This is a genomic window from Pseudomonas sp. TE36184 (assembly GCF_054060055.1).
On sequence record NZ_JBSSCU010000001.1, the window covers coordinates 530,690 to 552,254 of the forward strand.

General features: G+C 63.7%; 23 protein-coding genes and 2 pseudogenes. 9 read left to right on the forward strand and 16 right to left on the reverse strand.

Annotated elements, in window-relative coordinates; all coding sequences use genetic code 11:
* Window positions 1–46: 46 nt before the first annotated feature.
* From ACVWZP_RS02490 to ACVWZP_RS02500, 3 genes and pseudogenes are all read left to right on the forward strand, one after another.
* Window positions 47–829, forward strand: a complete 783-nt coding sequence (locus tag ACVWZP_RS02490; protein WP_256823533.1) for an AraC family transcriptional regulator — start codon at window positions 47–49, stop codon at window positions 827–829.
* 94 nt (window positions 830–923) lie between these two features.
* A pseudogene (locus ACVWZP_RS02495) lies at window positions 924–2,478 on the forward strand (DUF726 domain-containing protein).
* 41 nt (window positions 2,479–2,519) lie between these two features.
* Window positions 2,520–3,839, forward strand: a complete 1,320-nt coding sequence (locus tag ACVWZP_RS02500; RefSeq protein WP_046383062.1) for an Nramp family divalent metal transporter — start codon at window positions 2,520–2,522, stop codon at window positions 3,837–3,839.
* Window positions 3,840–3,865: 26 nt separating this feature from the next.
* On the opposite strand, the gene ACVWZP_RS02505 is transcribed toward ACVWZP_RS02500, so the two are convergent.
* Both ACVWZP_RS02505 and ACVWZP_RS02510 read right to left on the reverse strand, forming a co-directional pair.
* Window positions 3,866–4,243: a type II toxin-antitoxin system VapC family toxin gene (locus ACVWZP_RS02505; protein ID WP_198865404.1), complete on the reverse strand. Its 378-nt coding sequence runs from the start codon at window positions 4,241–4,243 to the stop codon at window positions 3,866–3,868.
* Complete coding sequence (locus ACVWZP_RS02510) at window positions 4,240–4,599, reverse strand: type II toxin-antitoxin system Phd/YefM family antitoxin (RefSeq protein ID WP_226926289.1); 360 nt, start codon at window positions 4,597–4,599, stop codon at window positions 4,240–4,242. Before ACVWZP_RS02510 ends, ACVWZP_RS02505 begins: the two co-directional genes overlap by 4 nt.
* 111 nt (window positions 4,600–4,710) lie before the next feature.
* Between ACVWZP_RS02510 and ACVWZP_RS02515 the strand changes: the two are divergent.
* From ACVWZP_RS02515 to ACVWZP_RS02535, 5 genes and pseudogenes are all read left to right on the forward strand, one after another.
* Window positions 4,711–4,844, forward strand: a pseudogene (locus ACVWZP_RS02515) (DMT family transporter); the annotation flags it as partial.
* 93 nt (window positions 4,845–4,937) lie between these two features.
* Window positions 4,938–5,108: a metallothionein gene (locus ACVWZP_RS02520; protein ID WP_079444133.1), complete on the forward strand. Its 171-nt coding sequence runs from the start codon at window positions 4,938–4,940 to the stop codon at window positions 5,106–5,108.
* A 76-nt stretch (window positions 5,109–5,184) separates the two neighbouring features.
* On the forward strand, window positions 5,185–5,949 hold the full coding sequence (locus ACVWZP_RS02525; protein ID WP_457369343.1) for an AraC family transcriptional regulator: 765 nt from the start codon (window positions 5,185–5,187) through the stop codon (window positions 5,947–5,949).
* Between the two features lie 90 nt (window positions 5,950–6,039).
* Window positions 6,040–6,213 carry a DUF1427 family protein gene (locus ACVWZP_RS02530; protein ID WP_017849167.1) on the forward strand — a complete coding sequence of 58 codons (174 nt, stop codon included), beginning with the start codon at window positions 6,040–6,042 and terminating at the stop codon, window positions 6,211–6,213.
* Between the two features lie 30 nt (window positions 6,214–6,243).
* Window positions 6,244–7,203 carry a quinone oxidoreductase family protein gene (locus tag ACVWZP_RS02535; protein WP_046383066.1) on the forward strand — a complete coding sequence of 320 codons (960 nt, stop codon included), beginning with the start codon at window positions 6,244–6,246 and terminating at the stop codon, window positions 7,201–7,203.
* Window positions 7,204–7,251: 48 nt separating this feature from the next.
* On the opposite strand, the gene ACVWZP_RS02540 is transcribed toward ACVWZP_RS02535, so the two are convergent.
* From ACVWZP_RS02540 to ACVWZP_RS02550, 3 genes are all read right to left on the reverse strand, one after another.
* On the reverse strand, window positions 7,252–8,280 hold the full coding sequence (locus ACVWZP_RS02540; RefSeq protein ID WP_046383067.1) for a purine-nucleoside phosphorylase: 1,029 nt from the start codon (window positions 8,278–8,280) through the stop codon (window positions 7,252–7,254).
* Window positions 8,281–8,294: 14 nt separating this feature from the next.
* Window positions 8,295–9,242, reverse strand: coding sequence for a nucleoside-specific channel-forming protein Tsx (locus ACVWZP_RS02545; protein ID WP_057004359.1), 948 nt, complete (start codon window positions 9,240–9,242; stop codon window positions 8,295–8,297).
* Between the two features lie 155 nt (window positions 9,243–9,397).
* A complete protein-coding gene (locus ACVWZP_RS02550; protein ID WP_108525169.1) occupies window positions 9,398–10,336 on the reverse strand; it encodes an AraC family transcriptional regulator in 939 nt (312 codons plus the stop codon).
* Between the two features lie 268 nt (window positions 10,337–10,604).
* Between ACVWZP_RS02550 and ACVWZP_RS02555 the strand changes: the two genes are divergently transcribed.
* On the forward strand, window positions 10,605–11,378 hold the full coding sequence (locus ACVWZP_RS02555) for an L-iditol 2-dehydrogenase (protein ID WP_017849171.1): 774 nt from the start codon (window positions 10,605–10,607) through the stop codon (window positions 11,376–11,378).
* A gap of 1,098 nt (window positions 11,379–12,476) precedes the next feature.
* Here the strand turns inward: ACVWZP_RS02555 and ACVWZP_RS02560 are convergent.
* The 11 genes from ACVWZP_RS02560 to nirS are packed head-to-tail and all read right to left on the reverse strand — an operon-like array spanning window position 12,477 to window position 21,386.
* Complete coding sequence (locus ACVWZP_RS02560) at window positions 12,477–13,931, reverse strand: cytochrome D1 domain-containing protein (protein WP_169866073.1); 1,455 nt, start codon at window positions 13,929–13,931, stop codon at window positions 12,477–12,479.
* Window positions 13,928–14,752 (reverse strand): uroporphyrinogen-III C-methyltransferase, encoded by an 825-nt coding sequence (cobA, locus tag ACVWZP_RS02565; RefSeq protein ID WP_017849359.1) that lies wholly within the window; start codon window positions 14,750–14,752, stop codon window positions 13,928–13,930. The genes ACVWZP_RS02560 and cobA overlap by 4 nt, the downstream gene beginning before the upstream one ends.
* Window positions 14,753–14,796: 44 nt before the next feature.
* Window positions 14,797–15,978, reverse strand: a complete 1,182-nt coding sequence (gene nirJ, locus ACVWZP_RS02570; protein ID WP_017849358.1) for a heme d1 biosynthesis radical SAM protein NirJ — start codon at window positions 15,976–15,978, stop codon at window positions 14,797–14,799.
* A gap of 12 nt (window positions 15,979–15,990) precedes the next feature.
* Window positions 15,991–16,491, reverse strand: coding sequence for a siroheme decarboxylase subunit beta (gene ahbB / locus ACVWZP_RS02575; RefSeq protein ID WP_017849357.1), 501 nt, complete (start codon window positions 16,489–16,491; stop codon window positions 15,991–15,993).
* Complete coding sequence (locus ACVWZP_RS02580) at window positions 16,466–16,909, reverse strand: Lrp/AsnC family transcriptional regulator (RefSeq protein WP_046383070.1); 444 nt, start codon at window positions 16,907–16,909, stop codon at window positions 16,466–16,468. Before ACVWZP_RS02580 ends, ahbB (ACVWZP_RS02575) begins: the two co-directional genes overlap by 26 nt.
* Entirely contained in the window at window positions 16,902–17,390 is a 489-nt protein-coding gene (gene ahbB, locus ACVWZP_RS02585; protein ID WP_032804989.1) for a siroheme decarboxylase subunit beta, read from the reverse strand. Before ahbB (ACVWZP_RS02585) ends, ACVWZP_RS02580 begins: the two co-directional genes overlap by 8 nt.
* Before the next feature lie 23 nt (window positions 17,391–17,413).
* Window positions 17,414–17,872 (reverse strand): Lrp/AsnC family transcriptional regulator, encoded by a 459-nt coding sequence (locus tag ACVWZP_RS02590; RefSeq protein ID WP_017849354.1) that lies wholly within the window; start codon window positions 17,870–17,872, stop codon window positions 17,414–17,416.
* Window position 17,873: 1 nt separating this feature from the next.
* On the reverse strand, window positions 17,874–19,043 hold the full coding sequence (locus tag ACVWZP_RS02595) for a cytochrome D1 domain-containing protein (protein ID WP_108525173.1): 1,170 nt from the start codon (window positions 19,041–19,043) through the stop codon (window positions 17,874–17,876).
* Window positions 19,040–19,357, reverse strand: coding sequence for a c-type cytochrome (locus ACVWZP_RS02600; protein WP_017849352.1), 318 nt, complete (start codon window positions 19,355–19,357; stop codon window positions 19,040–19,042). Before ACVWZP_RS02600 ends, ACVWZP_RS02595 begins: the two co-directional genes overlap by 4 nt.
* A 16-nt stretch (window positions 19,358–19,373) precedes the next feature.
* Window positions 19,374–19,688 (reverse strand): c-type cytochrome, encoded by a 315-nt coding sequence (locus ACVWZP_RS02605; RefSeq protein ID WP_046383072.1) that lies wholly within the window; start codon window positions 19,686–19,688, stop codon window positions 19,374–19,376.
* A 24-nt stretch (window positions 19,689–19,712) separates the two neighbouring features.
* A complete protein-coding gene (gene nirS, locus ACVWZP_RS02610; protein WP_046383073.1) occupies window positions 19,713–21,386 on the reverse strand; it encodes a nitrite reductase in 1,674 nt (557 codons plus the stop codon).
* Window positions 21,387–21,565 lie beyond the last annotated feature (179 nt).

Genomic DNA, 21,565 nt, shown 5'->3' on the forward strand with positions numbered 1-21,565 from the left:
AATGGCCCGCTTGCTATGTCAGGTCAACTTTTGACAGAATCGGGCCATGATGCCGACTTTTGATTCCGACAGCCCCGACGCGCTGGTGACGCTGCGCGAATACCCCTCTGGCACCGTGTTTGCGCGGCACACGCACCCGCGAGGTCAGTTCGCCTACGCTTCCACCGGCGCGCTGAAAATGTTTACCGACCTGGGCAACTGGGTGGTGCCGCCGCAGCGGGCGATCTGGGTGCCCGGCGGCGTGCCCCATGAAATGCAGATGCGCGGCGATGTGGTGATGCTCAATACCTACCTGGACGCCGGTGCCGCCGCACGGGCGGGGTTGCAGGCACGCTGCCAGGTGTTTGAAGTGTCGCCCCTGCTCAGGCATCTGTTGCAGGCGGCGCTGGCCATCGAGCCTTCGACCTTACCCAATGCCAGGCAGGCCTGCGTGCTGACGCTGCTGATCGATGAGATCGGAGCGATGCCCGAGTTGCCCCTCAGCGCGCCGTTGCCCCGCGAGCCACGGCTGGCGAGCGCCTGCCAGCGTTTTCTGGAGGCCCCTACGCAACACACTTCGATTGACGAAATGGCCGCGTGGTCGAGCATGAGCCGGCGCACCTTTACCCGCCATTTCCTTGAGAGCACGGGCATGACGTTCGTCGCCTGGCGCCAGCAAGTCTGCCTGCTGGAAGCCACTGCCCGGCTCAGCCACGGCGTGTCCATCACCGAGGTGGCGCTTGAGTTGGGCTTCAGCAGTGCCAGCGCCTTCACTGCGTTGTTCCGGCGCAACCTGGGCGATACCCCGGCGCGTTATCTGACTAAATCAAAGGCCGCGTCGTTGTTCTGAGGGGGTTGCGGCGTCCGCGCCCGTCAGGATTCACCTTCCTGCGGCCCGCCCTTTGTTACTATCGGCGTCCTTCGTCACCAGGAGTCACCGGCCCATGCAGCACCAGTGGGATGAAATGCACCGTACCCGCAAGCCCACGTTCGTACTGTGCGGCGAGCCTCAGGGGGACGTGCTCAATCTCTATGTTCACGGTTACTCGGCGTTCTTCAACCGGCAGCAACTGGGCAACTTCACGGCGCAACTGGCAAGTATCGAAGGTTCGACCAACCTGATGCTGTTCTGGCCGGCCGGGCATTTTCTGGAAAACCTGTTCGCACCGTTCAAGGACGTGATCACCGCGATGCTCGGCGGCGGCGGCCTGGGAGCGGCGACGGTAGGGGTGGGCAAGGCGATCGGGTATTTTCTCGACCATTACAAAAGTGTCGAGGCGCGGGTGGATGAAGTGGCCCGCAGCCTGTTGCCGGAATTGGCCGAATTCCTCCACGGCGAGTCGCTGCAGGTGCGGCGCATCAACCTGATCGGGCATTCCCTCGGCGCGCGCATCCTGGTCAAGAGCGTGTTGGCCAACCCCGACACTGCGCGCGAACTGCCGTTGAACCATTTGCTGTTGATGGGCGGGGCGATCTGTACGTCGAGCCCTTGGGATGAAGTGTGCGCAGCGCTTTCGGGGCGGGTGATCAACTGTCACTCCAGTAAGGATTGGGCCCTGGCGATGAAACCGGATACCGAGCGTTGCATCGGTCGCTACGCCATCCCGATCACGCCCGCGCTCAAGGCCAAGGTGACCAACGTTCACCTGGCCAGCTTCGATCACGCGGCCTATTGGCCGCAGTTGCAGACGGTGGTGCAGTACACCGACCTGCTGCAGGAGCGACGCGGCATGATCCGCGCCGACCAGCGCAGTAGCGAGGTGCGCTTTGCCGAAGAAGATGACGAACTGTTCCCGGTGCTGGTGCGGGCGCGCCCGGACGAGCTGAAGTTCCTCGCCGAATTGATCGCGCAAAAGCGCAGTGCCTCGATTGATGCCACGGTGCGCGAGCCGCTGAAGTTGGCCATCGAGTTGCAGCGCATGGGCGGCGACAGCTTCATGAACCTCGCCCGGGGGCACGGCGTGGGGTATCGCCAGATCGCCGAGGATGTGGCGCAGCGGCTGGGGATCAAGTTCGATGAACCGATGGAGACCGTCGTGCTGGCGGACATCGAAGCGCAGGTCGCGGAAAAACTCATCGAACAATACAAGGACAAACTCAGCCACGCCGACCGACAGGCGTTCGACGCCGAGCTTCAGGCGGCGGCGCAAAAGGAGCAGGGCCTGTTCCATCGCATCGATGTCGGCCGTTCGGCCGCCACGGCGTTGAGCGGTACGGCGTTGGCGGGGCTGACCGGGTTCATCCTGCGGCGCGGCGCAGCCACGGCGATTCCGCTGGTGGGCCAGGCACTGGCGGCGGCGATGTTGCTGGTGAGCGGGGTGCGTGCGTTTTTCCGGCCCGGCGTATTCGATCACGACCTTGGCGGTACTGGTGATCGGGGTGATCCGCCAGCGCATGGAGCGCGAAGCGTTGAACCAGGAAATGGACCTGGTGGTGCAAGTGGTCGAAGCGTTTGACCTGCCGCGGGACACGGTGATGCGAACGGTTGCATCCGACTGATAAGCTACGGGCTTGTCTAGAGTGTTTGCCTGGGATACTGCGTGAAATTCAGCCTGCCGAAAATCGCTACCGCTCCGTTTTGCCCGCCGGAAGTGGCTGGCTCTGTCATCGTCGACCCCAAGGCGTCGTTTTTCAAACGAATGCTGATGTTTGCCGGCCCCGGCTTGCTGATTTCCATCGGCTACATGGACCCGGGCAACTGGGCCACGGCGATCGAGGCCGGCTCGCGCTACGGCTACAACCTGCTGTTTGTGGTGCTGCTGGCCAGCCTGGCGGGCATGGTGGTGCAGTGCCTGTGCTCGCGGCTGGGCATCGCCACCGGCAAGGACCTGGCGCAACTGTGCCGCGAACGCTACAGCCAACGCTCGGCCCGCACCCAGTGGGTGCTGGCGGAAATTTCCATCATCGCCACCGACCTCGCCGAAGTGCTCGGCTGCGCCCTGGCGTTTCACCTGCTGCTCGGTGTTTCGTTGACCACCGGCATTGTCATCACCGCGTTTGACACGCTCTTGGTGCTGGCCCTGCAAAACCGTGGTTTCCGCCGCCTGGAAGCGATCATGCTGGCGCTGGTTGCCACCATCGGCGTGTGTTTCTTCATCGAGCTGGTGCTGATCAAACCCTACTGGCCGGACGTGTTCAGCGGCTTTGCGCCGTCGTTGTCGGCCATCAGCGATGCCGCGCCGTTGTACCTGGCGATTGGTATCCTCGGCGCCACCGTGATGCCGCATAACCTCTACCTGCACAGCTCGATCGTGCAAACCCGGCTGATCGGCAAAGACCTCGCCAGCAAGCAGGACGCGGTCAAGCTGGCGCGTATCGACACCATCGGCTCCCTGGCCCTGGCCTTGCTGGTCAACGCCGCGATCCTGGTGCTTGCCGCCGCTGCGTTCCATAAAACCGGGCATACGGATGTGGTCGAGATCCAGGACGCCTACCATTTGCTCGATCCTCTGGTCGGCGGCGCCTTCGCCAGCATCCTGTTCGGCATCGCCTTGCTGGCTTCCGGGCAGAGTTCCACGTTCACCGGCACCATCGCCGGGCAAGTGATCATGGAGGGCTACCTCGACCTGCGCATTCCTTGCTGGCAGCGACGCCTGATCACCCGTGGGCTGGCGCTGATCCCGGCGTTCGTGGGCGTGTGGCTGATGGGCGACGCGGCCATTGGCAAGTTGCTGATTCTCAGCCAGGTGGTGCTCAGCCTGCAGTTGCCGTTTGCGTTGTATCCGCTGATTCGCATGACCGGCGACGCGCGACTGATGGGCCCGTTCGTCAATCGCCTGCCGACGCGCTTGCTCGCGTGGTTTCTGTTTGCGCTGATCAGTGGCGCGAATGCGTGGTTGATCGGGCAGTGGTTGTTTTGATCCAAGGCCCGCGGTGCTGGGGCGATCTACACCAGGACCGCCAGCGATGTGTATTGGGCAACCTGCGGATCGGCCGTCAATAGCTTCATTGGTTCGCTCAGGGCGGTTGCAGCGATGAGCCGATCGAAAGGGTCTTTGTGATGAGGCTCGAGATCCTTGACCGCAATGGCGTGTTCTGACGTGATGGGGAGTTCGACGAAACCGCTTTGCAGGCAGCACTCACGGATTTCATCCAGATCGACAGTGAGTTTCCCCAGGCCGACCTTGATCGCCAGTTCCCAGAATGTGGCGGCACTGACGTAGATCTCTGCGGCATGTTCAATCAGCTTTCGGGCTTTGCTGGAGAGCTTGGGGTCATCGTTCAACGTCCACAGCAGGATGTGGGTATCCAGCAGCACTCTCATGAATGAGTGCCCTGGAACGCTTCGATGAGGTCGTCGGACAAAGGCGCGTCGAAGTCATCCGGAATCACCAGCTTGCCTTGCATGGCGCCAATTCGCCGGCCTTTGGATTTTCCAACAGGGACAAGCTGCGCCATCGCTCGCCCATGCTTGGCGATGGTGATGATTTTGCCGGCAGCCGCCTCATCAACCAGTTTTGACAGCGTGTTTTTGGCTTCGCCCAACGGCACTGTAATCATGGGGCTCTCCGCATATTTTGGCCAAATATAGCCAGAACTGCTGGCGCTATCAAAGACAGCCTGACCGCTGGTTGACGCCAACCGTTTTGAGCGCGACGGGTTGCGGTACATGACATCCATGGCATTGCTCCAAACAAGGGTTTCGTCGAAGTCTGTCGCAGCGTGCCGGGCTTAGGAATAGTGGCCCGAAAAATCGGAATGGACCTACTTTTACCGCGAGGCGTTTTCCCCATGAGCGTGCTGATCGACCATTTCGGCTGGCTGGGCCACCCGGCCTCGAGCTGTCGGGCAGCCGGATCGTGGCAATGGCCTGCCTGGCGCTAGCGCTGATGTTCAGGTACCGCAGCAACACCCGCACCGACTGACTGATGGTAGGAACCATCCGCGCCGGCCCGCAGTCACTGCTAAAGGTGTCGGCGCCCGCCGCACCGGGACGACCATGACGAAGGAGTCTGACCATGCCAGATACAACCTGTGCCTGCCCACACTGCAAATGTGTGCTGGGAGTGGAGGCGGTGATGAAAGACGGTAAGGGCTATTGCTGCCAGGGCTGTGCCGAACACCATGCCCATGGTGAGCCGTGTGTGGCGCCGACGGGCTGCGAATGCGCCAAGTCGGCTAAAGGCTGAGCGCGGTAAAAATTCGCTCGGCTTGTCGGGCGCTGGTCATTACCATGGCCGCTCACCCTTGCCGGATGTGTTCCCCATGGCCCTGGCCACGCCCCCCGACCTCAGTGATCACGCCGTGCCCGTGCAACCGCTGGCGCGGACCTACCCGCGTGGTTGGTACGTAGAGCCCCATCGGCATGACTGGGGCCAGTTGCTCTATGCCATGAGCGGGGTGATGTGGGTCGAGACGCCACGCGAAGCGCTGGTGGTGCCGCCCCAACGCGCCGTCTGGCTGCCGCCGGGCGTGGAACATGGGATACGCGTGGTCTCGGATTTGCAGATGCGCAATATCTACCTGCGCCCGGCGCTGGCCGCGACGCTGGACAGCCAGGTGCAGGTGATTGAAGTCGGCGGGCTGCTGCGCGAGTTGATCGTCACCCTGGTGGAGCAGGGCGACAGTGGCGATGCCGGCTATTACGACGCGGTGGTCGGCCTGGCCCTGCTGGGGCTGCAGCGCGCACGCCGCGCGTCAATCCGCATCGCCATGCCGCCGGAGGCCGACCGCCGCCTGGTCAATGCCTGCCAGGCGGTGATGGCTGCGCCGTCCCTGGCGATTCCCTTCGAACATCACGCCGAGGCCGCCGGTGCCAGTGTGCGGACCTTGGCGCGGCTGTTCCAGAACCACCTTGGCATGGGCTTCGCCGAATGGCGCCGCCAGGTGCAACTGGCCACGGCGGTGGCTGAGTTGATCCAAGGCCAGTCAGTCAGCGCGATCGCACGGTCCCTGGGTTACTCGCCCAGCAGTTTCAGCGACATGTTCCGTCGTGAACTCGGCGTGGCACCGTCGCAGTACCGCGGTTGAAGGTTTGGCCGAAATCCTGAAGCACTTGGCCGATGAGGTGGGTGGCGGCTTCCTACACTAAGCGCCATCCAACCACCAGGCGCTGCCCCCATGAGTTACTTGATCTCCCTTGCCATTGGCCTCTTCGTCGGCGTGATCTACGGTGCGCTGGATTTCCGCTCGCCCGCGCCGCCGGCCATCGCGCTGGTAGGCCTGATGGGCATGTTGCTCGGCGAAAAACTGTGGCCGATGGGGCGTCAGTTGGTCAGTGGTTGGTTGTCCTGAATGTCCTTTCCCCTTTGATGGATGCCGCTCATGAAAGCGCTGCAATTTTCCGCCACCGGCGACCTCTCCACCCTGCGTTTCGTCGACGTCGCCACCCCGGTGCCCGCCGCTGGGGACGTGCTGGTACAGATCAAGGCCGCCGGTCTCAACCCCAGCGACGTGAAGAATGTGCTCGGTCGCTTTCCCTACACCACGCTGCCGCGCATTCCCGGTCGCGACTTCGCCGGCGTGGTGGTCGAAGGCCCGCAGGAATGGGTCGGGCAGGCAGTCTGGGGCACCGGGCGTGACCTCGGTTTCTTCGCCGACGGTTCCCATGCCCAGTACCTCACTGTGTCGGCCAAGGGCGTGGCGCACAAACCCAGCCACCTGAGTTTTGCCCAGGCCGCCAGCCTCGGTGTGCCGTACACCACCGCGTGGGACGCCCTGCAGCGCAGCGCGGTCGGCGAGGGCACGCGGGTGCTGGTCATCGGTGCGAACGGGGCCGTCGGCAGTGCGGCGTTGGCCTTGGCGAAAATCCTTGGGGCGCAGGTACTGGCGGCGGTGCGACGCCCTGAGCAGGCCGAAGTGTTGCAGGCGCAAGGTATCGCCGCGATTACCCTGGGCCAGCCGGAGGATTTGGGCGCGCAGGTCAATGCCGTGTTCAAGGGCGGCGCCGATGTGATCTTCGACACCACGGGGTTCTGGTTGCCCGCCGCCGTGGCGGGGCTGGCGCCGTTCGGGCGCATCGCGATCATTGCCGCGCCGGTCGACGGTCAGGTGCAACTGCCGGCCCTGGCCCTGTATCGCAAGGGCGGTTCGGTGGTGGGGATCAATTCGTTGCTCTACAACTGCGAACAATGTGCGGTGATGCTGGAGCAGTTCGGGCACTTCTTTGACGAAGGGTTGCTGCCGCTGCCGAGCGGCCTGCGCGAAGTGGCGTTGGCCGAGGGTGTGAAATGCTTCGAGGAGGTGAATGTGGGCAGCGCCGATAAGATCGTCTTGCTGCCCTGACGCGCTTGAACAGGTGGGAGCAAACCCGCTCCCACCGGTGGTTTTTGACTAGGCGTCGGGCACGCCTTTTTCCCACGCCGACCAGTGCTTCAGGATCGCCTGGACCAACGGGTTGCCCGTGCGGTACAGGTTCTCCAGCGCCGGCACGAAGCCGCCCTGGTCCGCATATTTGAGCAGGTTATCCACCTCGCTGTAGCCCGGATAAGGTCGGTCGAAATCCGACCCGGCGCGCACCACCGCCAGGCGCTGGATATCCACCAGCCCTTCGCGACTGGCGCGCAGCAGGGCTTCATAGGTGGAGTTGTCTTCCTGCTGGGTGGTGCAGTATTCGCCTTGGTTGTCGGTGAGCAACCGCGTCCAGACTTCGGCGCGCTCGCTCAGGCGCGTGCCGGAGAACCAGGTGTTGCCCGCCAGGGTGTCGCAGCGGGTAACTTGCGGCGGTTGGTTGGCCGGTGCCGCAGGGTAGTGTTTGCGCCAGGCGCTGGATTCCGGGCTTTCCGTCAGCTCAACCTTCTGCGACAGGGCAAACGCCTTGGCCTGCAGTTTCGGGTTCAGCTCGAACACTTCGGTCTTGTAGTCCAGCGGCGGTTTTTCGTTCGGACCCTTGGTGTTGATACCGATGTAGCCGGTCGGCCAGTCTTTGGGCGCGTCCCGCGAATCGATTTCCCACTGGGTGCCGAACTCCACCAGGTAATGCGCCCAGGCGGTGGTGCCGAGGGTGCCGTGCTTGGGGCTGATGCCGGCAATCCCGGCGATCAGAAAGTAGCTCTGGCGCAAGTCGAATTTGGGTGACAGCGCCAACGCCAGGGTGGAGGCGGCGGCGTTGGTCTGGCCCATGCCGGTCACCAGCAGGCAGACGTCTTCGGTATTGCAACGAATCACCGGGTATTCGGCGGACAAGCCCGGCACGCGGACTTCCTGCTTGAGCGCCAGGCGATCGATCCAGGTTTGCGCCTCGGGGGCGAACATGGTGATCAGCATCACCTTGGGCTTGATCGGCGCAGGCGCCTGCGCCAGTACCAGGTGAGGCAGCAGCGCCAGGCCGACGGCCAGCGAGACACGGGTAAACAGACTCATCTAAAACTCCTTGATCAGAATTGGTAGCCTACGCCGGCGTAGTATCCCCAGCCGTTGGAGCGGGCGCGGAAGTTACCGTCGCCGAAATTCAGCTCGCTGCCATCCTCCCAGTTACCGCCGTTGTGAAAGTAACGACCGACCAGAGTGAAGCGCAGGTGGGTGAACGAGTACAGCAGCACGTTGGTCGCCACCAGCGCGTTGGCGGTGCGCGCCGGATTGTCCTTGTGCAGATCCGAGCCGAAATCGTAGTTGGTGAAGCCGATATAGGTCAGCGAGGCGCCGTTGTCGAACGTGTCGATGGGCACAATGTACTTCATCTGCGCGCGGTAGCCGTCCCATGCGTATTCATTGCTGGCGCCATAGTTTTCCCATTGGTAACGCCCATAAAAGTTCGCCGACAGGTTGACCCGCGAGTGGGTGTCGATGTCGGTGCCGAGGCCGCTGTATAGCGTGTTGGCACGGTTGGCGGTGTTACTGCCGTGGTCGTAGATCCAGTCAAAGGCCACGTACCATTCCTTGAACGGGCCGATGGCCAGGCTGCGCCCCGCCAGGTAGTCGATGGAGATCCGTGGCTCGTGCTCCATGAACAGCGGCGAGCCATGATCCCATGCGCCTTTGTCATTACTGTTACCGATGCCGAGAATCTTCGGCACGTCGATATAACCGTACAGCTCGAAGGGGCCCTTGCGGCCGAAGTACTCGTATTCCAGGTAGACGTCATCGGCCGGCTTGGGGCCGAAGCTGATGTCTTTGCTGCCGATCAATGTCAGGTCCTGGTTGAACCAGTCCGACAGGTACACGCCTTTTTTCGCCGGGCTGGCTTCAGGGCTCAAGGTTTCGCCCTGTGCTGAGTCATCGACGGGTTGTTCCTGCGCCAGAATGGGCGGGCTGAGTACTCCCGTAACGGCGCTCAATAGCAGGGAAACACCAAAGGAAGCGGAATGCCTTGAGGTGGAGTGCATTGAAAATCCCTATTCAGTTGCGGTTTAGACCCGATTCTTCGGGTTGAGGTGAACTTGGCGGCCAAGTTTGTTCCGCAAACGTTTGCACAAGCTGTACCAGCTTTACTCAATGGGCTGAATAGCTTGGGAAAAATCCTAATTAATCGACCATTTGGTCAGTATTGACGCGGTGTCATTTTTTCGCTGCGCTGGAACAGGTGCATGGCCGTTTCGCGCCGATATTCACTGGGCGTCTGGTGCATCTCGATGCGAAAGTGCCGGTTGAAATTGGACAGGTTGGCGTAGCCCACTTCAAAGCAGATCGCCGCCACGGACAGCTCGCTTTGCAGCAACAGCCGGCACGCCCGCTGTATGCGGAACTTGCGCATCAGGTCGATAAAACCGTGACCGGTGTTGCGCTTGAAGAAGCGTGAGAAGCCCGCTTCGCTCATCTCCAGTTGCCGGGCGATTACCGACAGGCGCACATCGCCGGTCAATTCGCGCATCAGGTAGTCGAACGCCTTGTTGATGCGCTCGGCGCTGCGCGCGTCCAGGGTCGGCGCATAGCACGGGCTGGCCAGGGCCTGCACCTGCGGCGGCGGGGCGTTCTTGAGGGTGTCGAGCAGTTGCAGGAACAGGATCAGGCGTTGCAGGCCGTGGGCGCTGCCGATGTCTTCCAGCAGGCGGGCCGCTTGCACGGCGGTTTCGCCGCTGAATGCCAGGCCGCGCCGGGCCTGTTCGAACAACGGCTGCACGTCGCCGAGTTCCGGCAGGGTCTTGCGCAGGGCGAGGAGGGCGCTGCCGTCGAATTGCAGCACCACATCGCGGCCGTTCAGGTGTTCGCCGGGGGCCAGGTCGCCGATCCAGTCGTGGGGCAGGTCCGGGCCGATCAGCGCAACATGCCCGGCACCGAATGCGCCGATGTAATCGCCCGCCACCAACTTGCCGCTGCCTTGGCGGATCAGGTGGATCTCGAATTCCGGGTGGTGATTCCAGCGCGCCAGTTCGTAGGGGTAGTCATGTTCGAACCAGCGAAAACAGTGTTCCGGCTCGGGCAGGATCACTTCGAGTTCCGCGGGGCGGTGTTCGAACAACTCGGCGCGGCTGATGGGCATGGTGATGCCTCTTGTACTTGGGGAATTGCGCCAAAATACGCGTGTTGGCGACAGCCGCGCTACCGAAGCTTTCGCCCGGTACTGATACTTTTTTGATCCCGGGCCTGCGGTTAAAAAAGTATCGGTCGGGCATTCGCCACGGGTTTGTGAGGGCCCGGCCAAGCTGCTGTAATCGGCCCTCGACCATAAAAACAAGCGGTGGACACCGCCGAGCACGAGATCAAACGCGCCGGTTATCCCCCATCAATGCCCGAGGGACACGCACCCCATGAAACGACTGGAAGGTAAGAGCGCGCTGATCACCGGATCGGCGCGAGGCATCGGTCGCGCCTTTGCCCAGGCCTATATCCATGAAGGCGCCACGGTTGCCATCGCCGATATCGACCTGCAGCGGGCCCAGGCCACAGCAGCCGAACTGGGCCCGCAGGCTTACGCGGTGGCGATGGACGTCACCGACCAGGCGTCGATCGACGCCGCGATTGCCGCCGTGGTGGCCCATGCCGGCCAGTTGGATATTCTGATCAACAACGCGGCGCTGTTCGATCTGGCGCCGATTGTCGACATCACCCGCGAGAGTGTCGAGCGGCTGTTCTCGATCAACGTCGCCGGCACCCTGTTCACCCTGCAGGCCGCGGCTCGGCAGATGATCCGCCAGGGCCACGGCGGCAAGATCATCAACATGGCCAGCCAGGCGGGGCGGCGTGGCGAGCCGCTGGTCGCGGTGTACTGCGCGAGCAAGGCGGCGGTGATCAGCCTCACCCAATCGGCGGGGCTGAACCTGATCAAGCAGGGCATCAACGTCAACGCCATCGCCCCGGGCGTGGTCGACGGCGAGCATTGGGACGGGGTGGACGCACTGTTCGCCAAGCACGAAGGCCTGGCGCCGGGCGAGAAGAAGCAGCGAGTAGGCGACGAGGTGCCGTTCGGACGCATGGGCACCGCTGAAGACCTCACCGGTATGGCGATCTTCCTCGCGTCGAAGGACGCCGACTATGTCGTCGCCCAGACCTACAACGTCGATGGCGGGAACTGGATGAGTTAGGCCATACACCGATCAAAATGTGGGAACGAGCATGAGGCTGCGATAGCGGGCTGTCAGCCAGCAAAAAAGTCAGCAGTACCGGCCCCGTCGCAGCCTCGCCGGGGCTCGACACCTCCCACAGTAGATCGCCATGTCCGCCCGCAGCGCGGTCCCTTTGTAGGAGCTGTCGAGCTTCAGCGAGGCTGCGATAGCGGACGGTCAGGCAGCAAAACTGTCAGCAGTACCGGCCCCGTCGCAGCCTCGCCGGGGCTCGACACCTCCCACACTAGATCGCCATGTCCGCCCGCAGCGCGGTCCCTTTGTAGGAGCTGTCGAGCTTCAGCGAGGCTGCGATAGCGGACTGTCAGGCAGCAAAAAGTCAGCAGTACCGGCCCCGTCGCAGCCTCGCCGGGGCTCGACACCTCCCACACTAGATCGCCATGTCCGCCCGCAGCGCGGTCCCCTTGTAGGAGCTGTCGAGCTTCAGCGAGGCTGCGATAGCGGACGGTCAGGCAGCAAAAAAGTCAGCAGTACCGGCCCCGTCGCAGCCTCGCCGGGGCTCGACACCTCCCACACTAGATCGCCATGTCCGCCCGCAGCGCGGTCTCCTTGTGGGAGCTGTCGAGCTTCAGCGAGGCTGCGATAGCGGACGGTCAGGCGCCAAAAATATCAGCAGTACCGGCCCCGTCGCAGCCTCGCCGGGGCTCGACACCTCCCACAGTAGATCGCCATGTCCGCCCGCAGCGCGGTCTCCTTGTGGGAGCTGTCGAGCTTCAGCGAGGCTGCGATAGCGGACGGTCAGGCAGCAAAAAAGTCAGCAGTACCGGCCCCGTCGCAGCCTCGCCGGGGCTCGACACCTCCCACAGTAGATCACCATGTCCGCCCGCAGCGCGGTCTCCTTGTGGGAGCTGTCGAGCTTCAGCGAGGCTGCGATAGCGGGCTGTCAGGCAGCAAAACTGTCAGCAGTACCGGCCCCGTCGCAGCCTCGCCAGGGCTCGACACCTCCCACAGTAGATCGCCATGTCCGCCCGCAGCGCGGTCTCTTTGTGGGAGTTGTCGATTTCCATTTCAACCCATGCCGGGGTTTCCTCGCTGGCGAGCAGGTGCCCGGCGCGAGGTTCAGTGTGATGTACCTTCGGCAAATTCGACTTTGTTGCCCACGTTGTACTTGCCCGACGGTTTGTTCATCGGGATGCGCTTGATCTCCTTGAGTGTCTGGCTGTCATAGACGATCAACGCCCCATCGTTGGCCCAGATGCTCAGCAACAGGTAGCGGCCGTCGCGGGTGAATTCCACGTGGGCGGCGGTCTTGCCCGGCATTGGGCGTAGGGTGTGGGCGATTTCCAGGGTCTGTTTGTCGATCAGGTGAATCGCATCGTTGTCCGGCCCGAAAAACACATCGCTCCACACATAACGCGAATTGGCATGGCTGCGCATGAAAAAGCCCGGGCCGAGGGTGGGGATCTGCTTGATCAGCTTCCAGGTCTTGAGGTCGATCACCGAGATTTGCCCCTTGCTGATATTGGGCGTGGCAAACACCCACTCACCGTTGCGCTGCCAATACGTCCCCGAGCCCAGGTGCGGCATGCCGGACAGTGGGATGTCGGTGACCACGTGGCCGGTGTCCAGATCGATTACCTGGCCGCCGCCGGCCTTGCGTGAGGTGGCGACCAGTTGGCGATAATCCGGGGAAAACGAAAAGTCATCGAGCACGTCCTGGGCCTGGATGCGCCGGGGTTCGAAGCTGGGCCGGGCGGCGGCATAGGACAGTTCCCAGACTTCATTCACGTCCTTGAGTGCCACGATAAAGCTGTTGCGCGGAGGAGCGGTGTACACCGCGCTGACCCGCGACGCGGTGTCGAGGGTCTTGACCAGCGACAGGTCGCGGGCATCCAGCACCACCAGGTTGCCCGGCAGGTAATTGCCCACCAGCACCCAGCGCCCGTCCTTGCTCACCGCGAGGTTGCGGGTGTTGAGCGCCACGCGGGTTTCGGCGATCAGCTTGAGGTTGTGCAGGTCGTACAGGCTGATCCAGCCGTCGCGCGAGGCGAAGTACACAAAGCGCCCATCGGGGGAGAATTTCGGCCCGCCGTGGACCGCGAAATGGGTCGGGAAGCGGTCCAGCACGGCAAAGGTGTCACCGTCGAGAATGTCGATGTGATGGTCGCCGGACTCCACTACCACAAACAGGTTGAGCGGGTCGGCATGATGCTGAGGCGTAGTCGGCAAGCGGCTCAGGTCTGCCAGCAGGGTGTGGCTGTTATGGATGTCCTGCTCGTTCCAGGTCGCCGGTGTGGCGGGCGGTTGCTGCAGGAAATTCGCCAGGCCGTCGATCTGCGCAGCACTCAACTGTGGCGCAAACGCCGCCATCTGACTGGCCGGGCGCCCTTGCTCGATGACCTTGCGTACTTCCTCCGGCTTGATCCGTCCCAGGCTTTCCGGCAGCAACGCCGGGCCGCTGGCACCGATGCGGTTGAGGCCATGGCAGCTCGCGCAGTGACGCTGGTAGTCCTCGGCCGGCGTGCCGTGGGCGGCGGCGGCCCAGAGCAAGGGCAGCAGTAGCAGGCGTTTCATACCGCCACCGCTTCGCGGGCCGGCGACAGGCTGGCGGGGAAGTGCAGGGCGGCTCCGGCGAACAGGTTGACCACATGGCCGATCACCGTCAGGGTCGGCACACCGGGTTCGCAGTCGGCGGCCATCGTCGGCAACTGGCGCAGGGTGCCACGGGCCACCTGCTGGTCGGCTCGCGCGCCGTTGCTGATCAGCGCCGCTGGCGTGTCCGCCGGCAGGCCCGCCGCCACCAGGTGTTCGGCGATCAGCGCGAGGTTCGACAGGCCCATGTAGAACACCAGCGTCTGGCTCGGCTCGGCAAGGCTGGCCCAAGGCAGCTTCAACGCGCCGTCGCGTTGCAGGTGCCCGGTGACGAAGCGGCAGGAGTTGACCAGATCGCGGTGGGTCAGGGGGATGCCGGCATAGGCGCTGCACCCGGACGCGGCGGTGATGCCCGGCACCACCTGGCAAGGCACGCCTCGGGCCAGCAGGTATTCCAGCTCTTCGGCGCCACGGCCGAAGATAAACGGGTCGCCGCCCTTGAGGCGCACCACCCGTTGCCCCTGGTCGGCCAGTTCGGCCAGCAGTTCGTTGAGTTGATCCTGGGGCAGGCTGTGACAGCCGCTGGCCTTGCCCACGTAATGGCGCGCGCAGGTCAGCGGGATCAGCGCCAACATCTCGGCGCTGATCAACCGGTCGAAGACCACCGCATCGGCCTGCATCAGCAGGCTCCAGGCCCGCAGGGTCAGCAGGCGCGGGTCGCCGGGGCCGGCGCCCACCAAGGCGACTTCGCCGGGGTGGAAGGGGCTGTGCAAACTGGCAGGTAAGGTGGTCGGAGTGTGCATGAGACGTCCTTGATACATCATCAGGTAGGCTGCCCCCGGTTGTGTCACCGGGTGGTCGAGCAAGGGATCAGGTTGCGAGGCTGCAGGGCGATCTCGGCGTCGCTGAGGTGGCAACCCGGGTCGGGGCCCCAAAGGTCGCCGTTGGCCCAGGCGCGGGTGCGTGTGTTGCCGTTGCAGATCGGCAGCCAGCGACACTCGGCACACCGCCCGCCGATGGTCCGCGGGTGTTCGCGCAGGCGCAGCAACAATGGGTCGGGCCGGTCCAGCCAGAGCTGGCGGAACGTGGTGTTGCGCACATTGCCCACCGAGTGCTGCCACCAGTACGTGTCGGGGTGTACCTCGCCGGTGTTGTCGATATTGGCGATGCCGCTGCCCGACGCATTGCCGCCCCAGCCGTGCAGCAGGTGTTCCAGCTGCGGATAATGCTCGGGCAGATGCTGGTGGACCCACTGCAGCAACAGCACGGCGTCGGCGTCGTTGTTGCCGCTGACGAAGTCACTGTCGACGCCGTTTTCGATGTCGTGCCAGGCCTGCTGGAAAATCAGCGTCATCGCATCGCGGCTCATCTGCCGGTGCGCGTCCAACTGCCGGCTGCGTTTGCCGCGCCCGCTGTAGTTGAGGTGCGACAGGTAGAACTTCTGCACATCGTAGTCACGCATCAGCGCCAGCAGTTGCGGCAACTGCCCATGGTTTTCCTGGGTCAGGGTGGTGCGCAGGCCCACGCGAATGCCGGCCTCGCGGCACAGGCGGATGGCGTGCATCGAGCGCTGGAAGCTGCCCTGCAACTGGCGAAACGCATCGTGGGTCGCCTGCAGGCCGTCGATGCTGATGCCCACATAGTCGAAGCGCGCGTCGGTGATCTGCTGGATATTGTGTTCGTCGATCAGCGTGCCGTTGCTCGACAGCGCGACGAAAAAACCTTTGTCCCGGGCATAGGCGCTGAGCTGGAACAGGTCTGCGCGCAGCAGCGGTTCGCCGCCCGACAGAATCAGCACACGCACCCCGGCCGCGTGCAAATCGTCAATCACCTGGAGCGCCGCCGGGGTGTCCAGTTCATCGCGGAACACGCTGTCGGCGCTGGTGGCGTAACAGTGTTTGCAGGTGAGGTTGCAACGCCGCAGCAGGTTCCAGATCACCACCGGCGGCCGCTCCTTGCCGGGCGGCGAGGTGCGGGGCGGCGGGCATTTTCCGGCCAGGGTACGCAGGTACTGACTGATCCGTAGCATAGGACGCTCCTTCTAAGGTGCCGGCGTCAGGCGCAGGCCGGTTTTTTTCAGGATGCGGCTGCTCACCAGCATCTCGTCGCCGCGGCAGGCATCGCCGAGCAGGAACCGCAGGTGCTCGCGGTAGCTGTCGATTTCCTCGCGGCTACGCCCATGCACCATGGCGAACAGGTTGTAGGGCCAGTCGGGACGGCGCGGGCGGCGGTAGCAATGGCTGACAAACGGCTGCGCACCGATCAATTCGCCCAGGCGCGGCATCTGCACGTCGGCCACGTCCCACACGGTCATGCCGTTGTGGCGATAGCCCAGGCGGTAATGGTTGGGCACGGCGGCGACACGCCGGATCGCGCCTTCAGCCTGCAGGTGCTTGAGCAAGTCGAGGGTCGACTCGACGCTGATGCCCAACTGCTCGGCGAGCCAGGCCCAGGGATCGTCCAGCAGCGGCAGGCCACCCTGGGTGAGGGCGACCAGGCGCAGGGCCAGGTGGTGGTCAGACCGGGAAATACAGACCGACATGGTAGGTTTGCTCCTTCGGCAGATTGAGCACCGCCAACCCCGTCAGGGTCTCGATGCGGGACAGTGTGGCGGCCAGTTCGGCCTCGGTGCCGCAGGCCAGCACGAACCACATGTTCCAGCGGTGTTCGCGGCGGTAGTTGTGGGCCACCTGGGGCAGCGCGTTGAGTTGTTCGGCGACCGCGTCAAAGCGCGCGTCGGGTACGGCCAGCGCGGCTAGGGTGAAGGCGCCGCCGAGGCGCTCGACATCGAACATCGGCCCGAAGCGCGTCAGCACCCCGTCTTCGAGCAGGTCGTGCAGGCGGTCGAGCACTTCACTCGGGTGGCTGTGCAGTTCCTGCGCCACCTGCCGCCAGGGTTCGCGCACCAGCGGCAGGCCGTGTTGCAGGCGATTGATCAGGCGCCGGTCGAGATCATCCATGGGCCCATACCTGCGACGACGGCGGCGTAAAGCGCCCGCCGCATTGCTTGAAGGCGTGGGTGCTGAACAGCAACTGGTGCGGCAGGTCACTCAGTTGCTGCTGTTCCAGCATCCGCTGGATATGCGCCGTGACCTCCTTGCGTTCGCGGCCATGCACCATGCAGAACAGGTTGTAGCGCCACTGCGGCAGGCGGCGTGGGCGCTGGTAACACAGGTTGACACCGGGCGCGCGGCCCAGGCGGTTGCCCACTTCGTCCACCAGCGCATCGGGCACGTCCAGCACCAGCATGGCATTGGCGACAAAGCCCAGGGCGCGGTGATTGAGCACCAGGCCGACACGGCGGAACAGGCCCTGGTCCTGCCATTGCTGCATCTGCTGCAACACCTGGTCGTGATGCGCGCCGATCTGTTCGGCGAGGTTGTCGTAGGGCCGCGAGACAAGAGGCAAGCCGCGTTCCAGGCATTGGCGCAGGTCGAGCATTTGCTCTTGGCTCAGCGGGATGATCACGGATGCGCTCCCAGGGAGAACCCGAGGTCGATGCGATAGGCGGTGAGCATCGGCAGATCCAGGGGAATGAGGCCGGTGTCTTGTTCCAGCTCGTCGAGGATCTGTCGCAGGTGCTGACGGTGTGGGCCGGTCAACACGAACCACAGGTTGTACTGATGCTCGCGCGCATAGTTGTGGTTGACTTCCGGGTACTGGCTGACGCGCCGTGCCACCTGTTCCAGGCGTTCGACCGGCACCGCCAGGGCAGCCAGGGTGCTGGCGCCGGCGCGGGTGTGTTCGAACACCGGGCCGACCCGCGACAGCGAACCGGCCAGTTCCAGGCGGTGCAGGCACGTCATCAACTGGGCCTCGCTGCAGCCCAGCACCTGGGCCATTTCGCGATAAGGTTCGGCGCACAGCGGCATGCCGTGCTGGTAGCGTTCGATCAATTGACGGCTAAGCAGGTCAAGGTCCATCTCAATACCCCATTTTTTGCGCGCGGCTGCTGAAGAAAATTCCACTGGGACTCAAGGCCGGCAAGGTCTTGAGCAAGGTCATGCGGTACGGGTCCCAGACCTGCACCTGCTCACCGTCGCGCACCGACAGCCAGAGCTGTTCGCCACGCCCGGTGAACTCCATGTGCAGCACCCCGGGACCGGGGCGCAGGTCGGCCACCACTTTGTGGGTCTCGGTGTCGATCACCTGTACGCGGTCGTTGTCCGGGTAGGCGAAATTGACCCACAGCTGGCGCCCGTCGGGGCGTGCGGTGACGAAAATCGGTTGGCCGGCGACATCGATGGCGGCGGTCTGCTGCCAGCTGCGCGCATCCATCACCAGCACCTGGTGATGGCCGACGGCGGGCACGAAGGCTTGGTTGTCGGCCACGGCCCAGCCTTCGAGGTGGGGCATCTTGTACACCGGCAGTTTTGCCTGGCCGCGCCCGTAATCCGCGAGCACGCGTTTGACCCCGTGCTCGGGATGCCACAGGTCGAGCTGGGCCATGCCGTCCTCACCGAACAGCCCGGCCATGTAGTAACGGCCATCGGCAGTGATCAGCGCGTCGTAGGGTTGCTCGCCGATGCCGCGGAACCGGGTGATCTGCGGGGTGTTGCCCTGGCTGAAGTCGGCGCTCCAGATCTCGCCGGTGTCGAACAGGCTGAACACGAAGCGCTGGCCGGGCGCATCCACCAGGCCCACCACCCGCGAGCGTTTGCCGTCGGCCAGGGGCGTGGCGGGAATGTCGGCCACCTGGGCCAGGGTCTGCGCATCGAACACCTTGACCCCGCCGGGTTGGTAGTTGGACACGGCAATCAGGCGGCCATCCTGGCTGATGGCGCCGCCGATGCTGTTGCCGCCCTGGATGATGCGTTTTTCAACGCGTTGGCGCAGCAGGTCGACTTTGGTCAGGCCGCCATCGCGGCCGAAAATGTAGGCGTAGCGCTGGTCGCGGGAAAACACCGCCGAGGCATGGGACAGGTCGCCCAAGCCGTCGATCCGGCCCAGCTCCGTCATCCCGCTGGTCTCGATGATTTGCACACTGGCGCTGGCGCGTTCGATCACCAGGCCCAGGTCGCCAGTACCGCGCAGCGGCGGTTGGGCACAGGCACCGAGCAGCAGGCACAGCGATAGAAGAGTGGGGCGCATCATGGTGCGGGGCTTCCTTGCAAGAGGCGTTCGACCAGCCAGGCGATCTCGCTGGAACTGAGCAACGGCGCCCAGCCGGGCATCGCGCGGGCAGGGCGGCCATAGGTAATGGTGGCGGTCAGGCTGTCGCGGCTTTGCCCGGCGAGGGCCGCCGGGGTGAGGGGCGGACCCAGGCCGCCGGTGAGGTACAGGCCGTGGCAGGCGCCACAGTCCTGGGTCAGCAGGTGTTCGAGGCGGGCGGCGTCCGGTGTGGCCAGCGCCCACGTGGGAATCAGCAGGAACAGCGCCATGGCCGTACCGATCATCGATGCATTCATGGCGCGCTCCTTGTGCTTATTTCAAGGTCAGGACCCATTCGGCCAAGACCTTGGCTTCGTCTTCCGTCACCATATTCGGTGGCATCGGAACCGGCCCCCAGTTGCCTTGGGTGCCGTTTTTGATGTGGCTGGCGAGGGTCACGGCGGCGTCTTTCACGCCGGCGTTCTTGGCCGCGACGTCCTTCAAGGCCGGCCCCACCAGTTTACTGTCAACCATGTGGCAGCCGACGCAGGGTTTGCTGCTGAACAAGGCCAGCCCGTCTTGGGCGAAGGCCGGTTGCAGGCTGAATGCGGCGGCACAGGTCAGCAGTGCGAGGAGAGTATTTTTCATCGGAAGTCCTTGTGTTGATGGGGCTCAATAAATGTCGTGTTGGGTGTTGTAGACGTTGAATTTTCCGGTTGGGGTGATCAGGCGCTTGTCCTTGATAACAGCTTTGAGCTTCAGGGACTTGTCGTCGATCACAACCAGCGCCGATTCCTCGGTCTGGCCGTTCCACACCGAGAACCACACCTCGTCGCCGGCCTTGTTGTATTCCGGCTGCACCACGCGCAGCGCGCCTTGCTTGATGCCGGCGTATTCGGCGATCGGCAGCACCGTGTAACCCTTGTCCAGATGGTCGATGTCAAACACCGCGGCCGACTGGCTGAGCTTGGCGTCGGGGTTGAGGGTGGTGTCGACATACAAATGCCGGGAGTTGGGATGGGTCTTGATGAACAGCGAGCCGCCGCCCTGGCCCTTGAGCGATTCCACCTGTTTCCAGGCGTATTGCGGGTGTTTGATCGGGTCGGTGCCGATCACCGAAATACCGCCGTCGCCCAAGTGGCTGGTGGCCCAGACCGGCCCGTAGGTAGGGTGTACGAAGTTGGCGCCACGGCCTGGGTGCGGGGTCTTGCCGACCTCGACCAAGGCAGTGAGCTTGCGTTCCTTGGAGTCGATCACCGCGACCTTGTTCGAGTTGTTGGCCGCCGTCATGAAGTAGCGGTGCGTGCTGTCCCAGCCACCGTCATGCAGGAACGGCGCGGCGTCGATGGTGGTGATGGTGAGGTTCTTGATGTCCTGGTAATTGACCAGCATCACCTTGCCGGTTTCCTTGATGTTGACGATGAACTCCGGCCATTCGTGGGAGGCGATGATCGCCGCGACGCGGGGCTCGGGGTGATATTCCTGCTTGTCGACGGTCATGCCGCGGGTGGACACGATCTGTTTGGGCTCCAGGGTCTCGCCGTCCATGATGGTGAACTGTGGCGGCCAGTAGGAACCGGCGATGGCGTACTTGTCTTCGTAGCCCTTGAATTTCGAGGTCTCCACCGAGCGCGCCTCGATGCCGACCTTGATCTCGGCGACCTTGGTCGGTTCGGCGGGCCACAGGTCGATCATGTCGATCTTGGCGTCGCGGCCGATCACCAGCAGGTAGCGGCCCGAGGCGGAGATCCGCGAGATGTGTACGGCATAACCGGTGTTGATCAGTTTGACGATTTTCTTGCTGTCGCCATCGATCAGCGCAATCTTGCCGTCGTCGCGCAGGGTGACGGAGAACAGGTTTTCCAGGTTCAGATCGTTCAGCTGTTTCTTCGGACGGTCTTCGGGCTTGACCAGCACTTTCCAGGTCTTGAGGGTTTCGGCCATGCCCCATTCCGGCGGGGTTGGCGCGGTGTGCTGGATAAAGCTGGCCATGTGGCTGATCTGGGTTTTGGTCAACGCATTGGAGGTGCCCCAGTTCGGCATGCCGGCGGGGGAACCGTAGGTGATCAGCGCTTCCAGATAGGCCTGGCCACGGGCCTGGGTGATGTCCGGTGTCAGCGGTTTGCCGGTGGCACCCTTGCGCAGCACGCCGTGGCAACCGGCGCAGCGCTCGAAGTAAATCTGTTTGGAGGTGTCGAAGTCGGCCTGACTCATGTCCGGCGCGCCGGCGGTTTTCACTTCGGCCGGCTGGGGTGCGCCATGGGCGCTCAAGGGCAGTGCCAAGGCCAACGCGCAACTCAGTGCGGCGAGGCTCAGGGTGAAGGGTTTTCTGTTGCGAGTCAGCATTCCATTTACTCCTCAGGCGGGACCTTTGCGTTGCCTCGCAACACGGTGCGGGGCGCAGGTTCTTCGTGCGGGGCCAGACTAGGGGGCAGCACCGCAAACTTCGCTTGATCACGATCAAGTTTGTCTCGGGCGGTGCTTGCCAGGTTGTCGCAGGCGCCCTTAGCGTGGCCATCAAACCC

Bases quoted from the DNA above. Each gene is read 5' to 3' on its own strand.
- nirS (WP_046383073.1), bottom strand. From the start codon at position 21,386: ATGCTGACTCGCAACAGAAAACCCTTCACCCTGAGCCTCGCCGCACTG.
- ACVWZP_RS02535 (WP_046383066.1), top strand. From the start codon at position 6,244: ATGAAAGCGCTGCAATTTTCCGCCACCGGCGACCTCTCCACCCTGCGT.
- ahbB (WP_017849357.1), bottom strand. From the start codon at position 16,491: ATGTCGGTCTGTATTTCCCGGTCTGACCACCACCTGGCCCTGCGCCTG.
- ACVWZP_RS02580 (WP_046383070.1), bottom strand. From the start codon at position 16,909: ATGGATGATCTCGACCGGCGCCTGATCAATCGCCTGCAACACGGCCTG.
- ACVWZP_RS02600 (WP_017849352.1), bottom strand. From the start codon at position 19,357: ATGAATGCATCGATGATCGGTACGGCCATGGCGCTGTTCCTGCTGATT.
- ACVWZP_RS02605 (WP_046383072.1), bottom strand. From the start codon at position 19,688: ATGAAAAATACTCTCCTCGCACTGCTGACCTGTGCCGCCGCATTCAGC.
- ahbB (WP_032804989.1), bottom strand. From the start codon at position 17,390: ATGCTCGACCTGCGCCAATGCCTGGAACGCGGCTTGCCTCTTGTCTCG.
- ACVWZP_RS02510 (WP_226926289.1), bottom strand. From the start codon at position 4,599: ATGGATGTCATGTACCGCAACCCGTCGCGCTCAAAACGGTTGGCGTCA.
- ACVWZP_RS02520 (WP_079444133.1), top strand. From the start codon at position 4,938: ATGCCAGATACAACCTGTGCCTGCCCACACTGCAAATGTGTGCTGGGA.
- ACVWZP_RS02595 (WP_108525173.1), bottom strand. From the start codon at position 19,043: ATGATGCGCCCCACTCTTCTATCGCTGTGCCTGCTGCTCGGTGCCTGT.
- nirJ (WP_017849358.1), bottom strand. From the start codon at position 15,978: ATGCTACGGATCAGTCAGTACCTGCGTACCCTGGCCGGAAAATGCCCG.
- ACVWZP_RS02550 (WP_108525169.1), bottom strand. From the start codon at position 10,336: ATGCCCATCAGCCGCGCCGAGTTGTTCGAACACCGCCCCGCGGAACTC.
- ACVWZP_RS02590 (WP_017849354.1), bottom strand. From the start codon at position 17,872: ATGGACCTTGACCTGCTTAGCCGTCAATTGATCGAACGCTACCAGCAC.
- ACVWZP_RS02525 (WP_457369343.1), top strand. From the start codon at position 5,185: ATGGCCCTGGCCACGCCCCCCGACCTCAGTGATCACGCCGTGCCCGTG.
- ACVWZP_RS02560 (WP_169866073.1), bottom strand. From the start codon at position 13,931: ATGAAACGCCTGCTACTGCTGCCCTTGCTCTGGGCCGCCGCCGCCCAC.
- ACVWZP_RS02555 (WP_017849171.1), top strand. From the start codon at position 10,605: ATGAAACGACTGGAAGGTAAGAGCGCGCTGATCACCGGATCGGCGCGA.
- ACVWZP_RS02540 (WP_046383067.1), bottom strand. From the start codon at position 8,280: ATGAGTCTGTTTACCCGTGTCTCGCTGGCCGTCGGCCTGGCGCTGCTG.
- ACVWZP_RS02490 (WP_256823533.1), top strand. From the start codon at position 47: ATGATGCCGACTTTTGATTCCGACAGCCCCGACGCGCTGGTGACGCTG.
- ACVWZP_RS02530 (WP_017849167.1), top strand. From the start codon at position 6,040: ATGAGTTACTTGATCTCCCTTGCCATTGGCCTCTTCGTCGGCGTGATC.
- ACVWZP_RS02545 (WP_057004359.1), bottom strand. From the start codon at position 9,242: ATGCACTCCACCTCAAGGCATTCCGCTTCCTTTGGTGTTTCCCTGCTA.
- ACVWZP_RS02505 (WP_198865404.1), bottom strand. From the start codon at position 4,243: ATGAGAGTGCTGCTGGATACCCACATCCTGCTGTGGACGTTGAACGAT.
- cobA (WP_017849359.1), bottom strand. From the start codon at position 14,752: ATGCACACTCCGACCACCTTACCTGCCAGTTTGCACAGCCCCTTCCAC.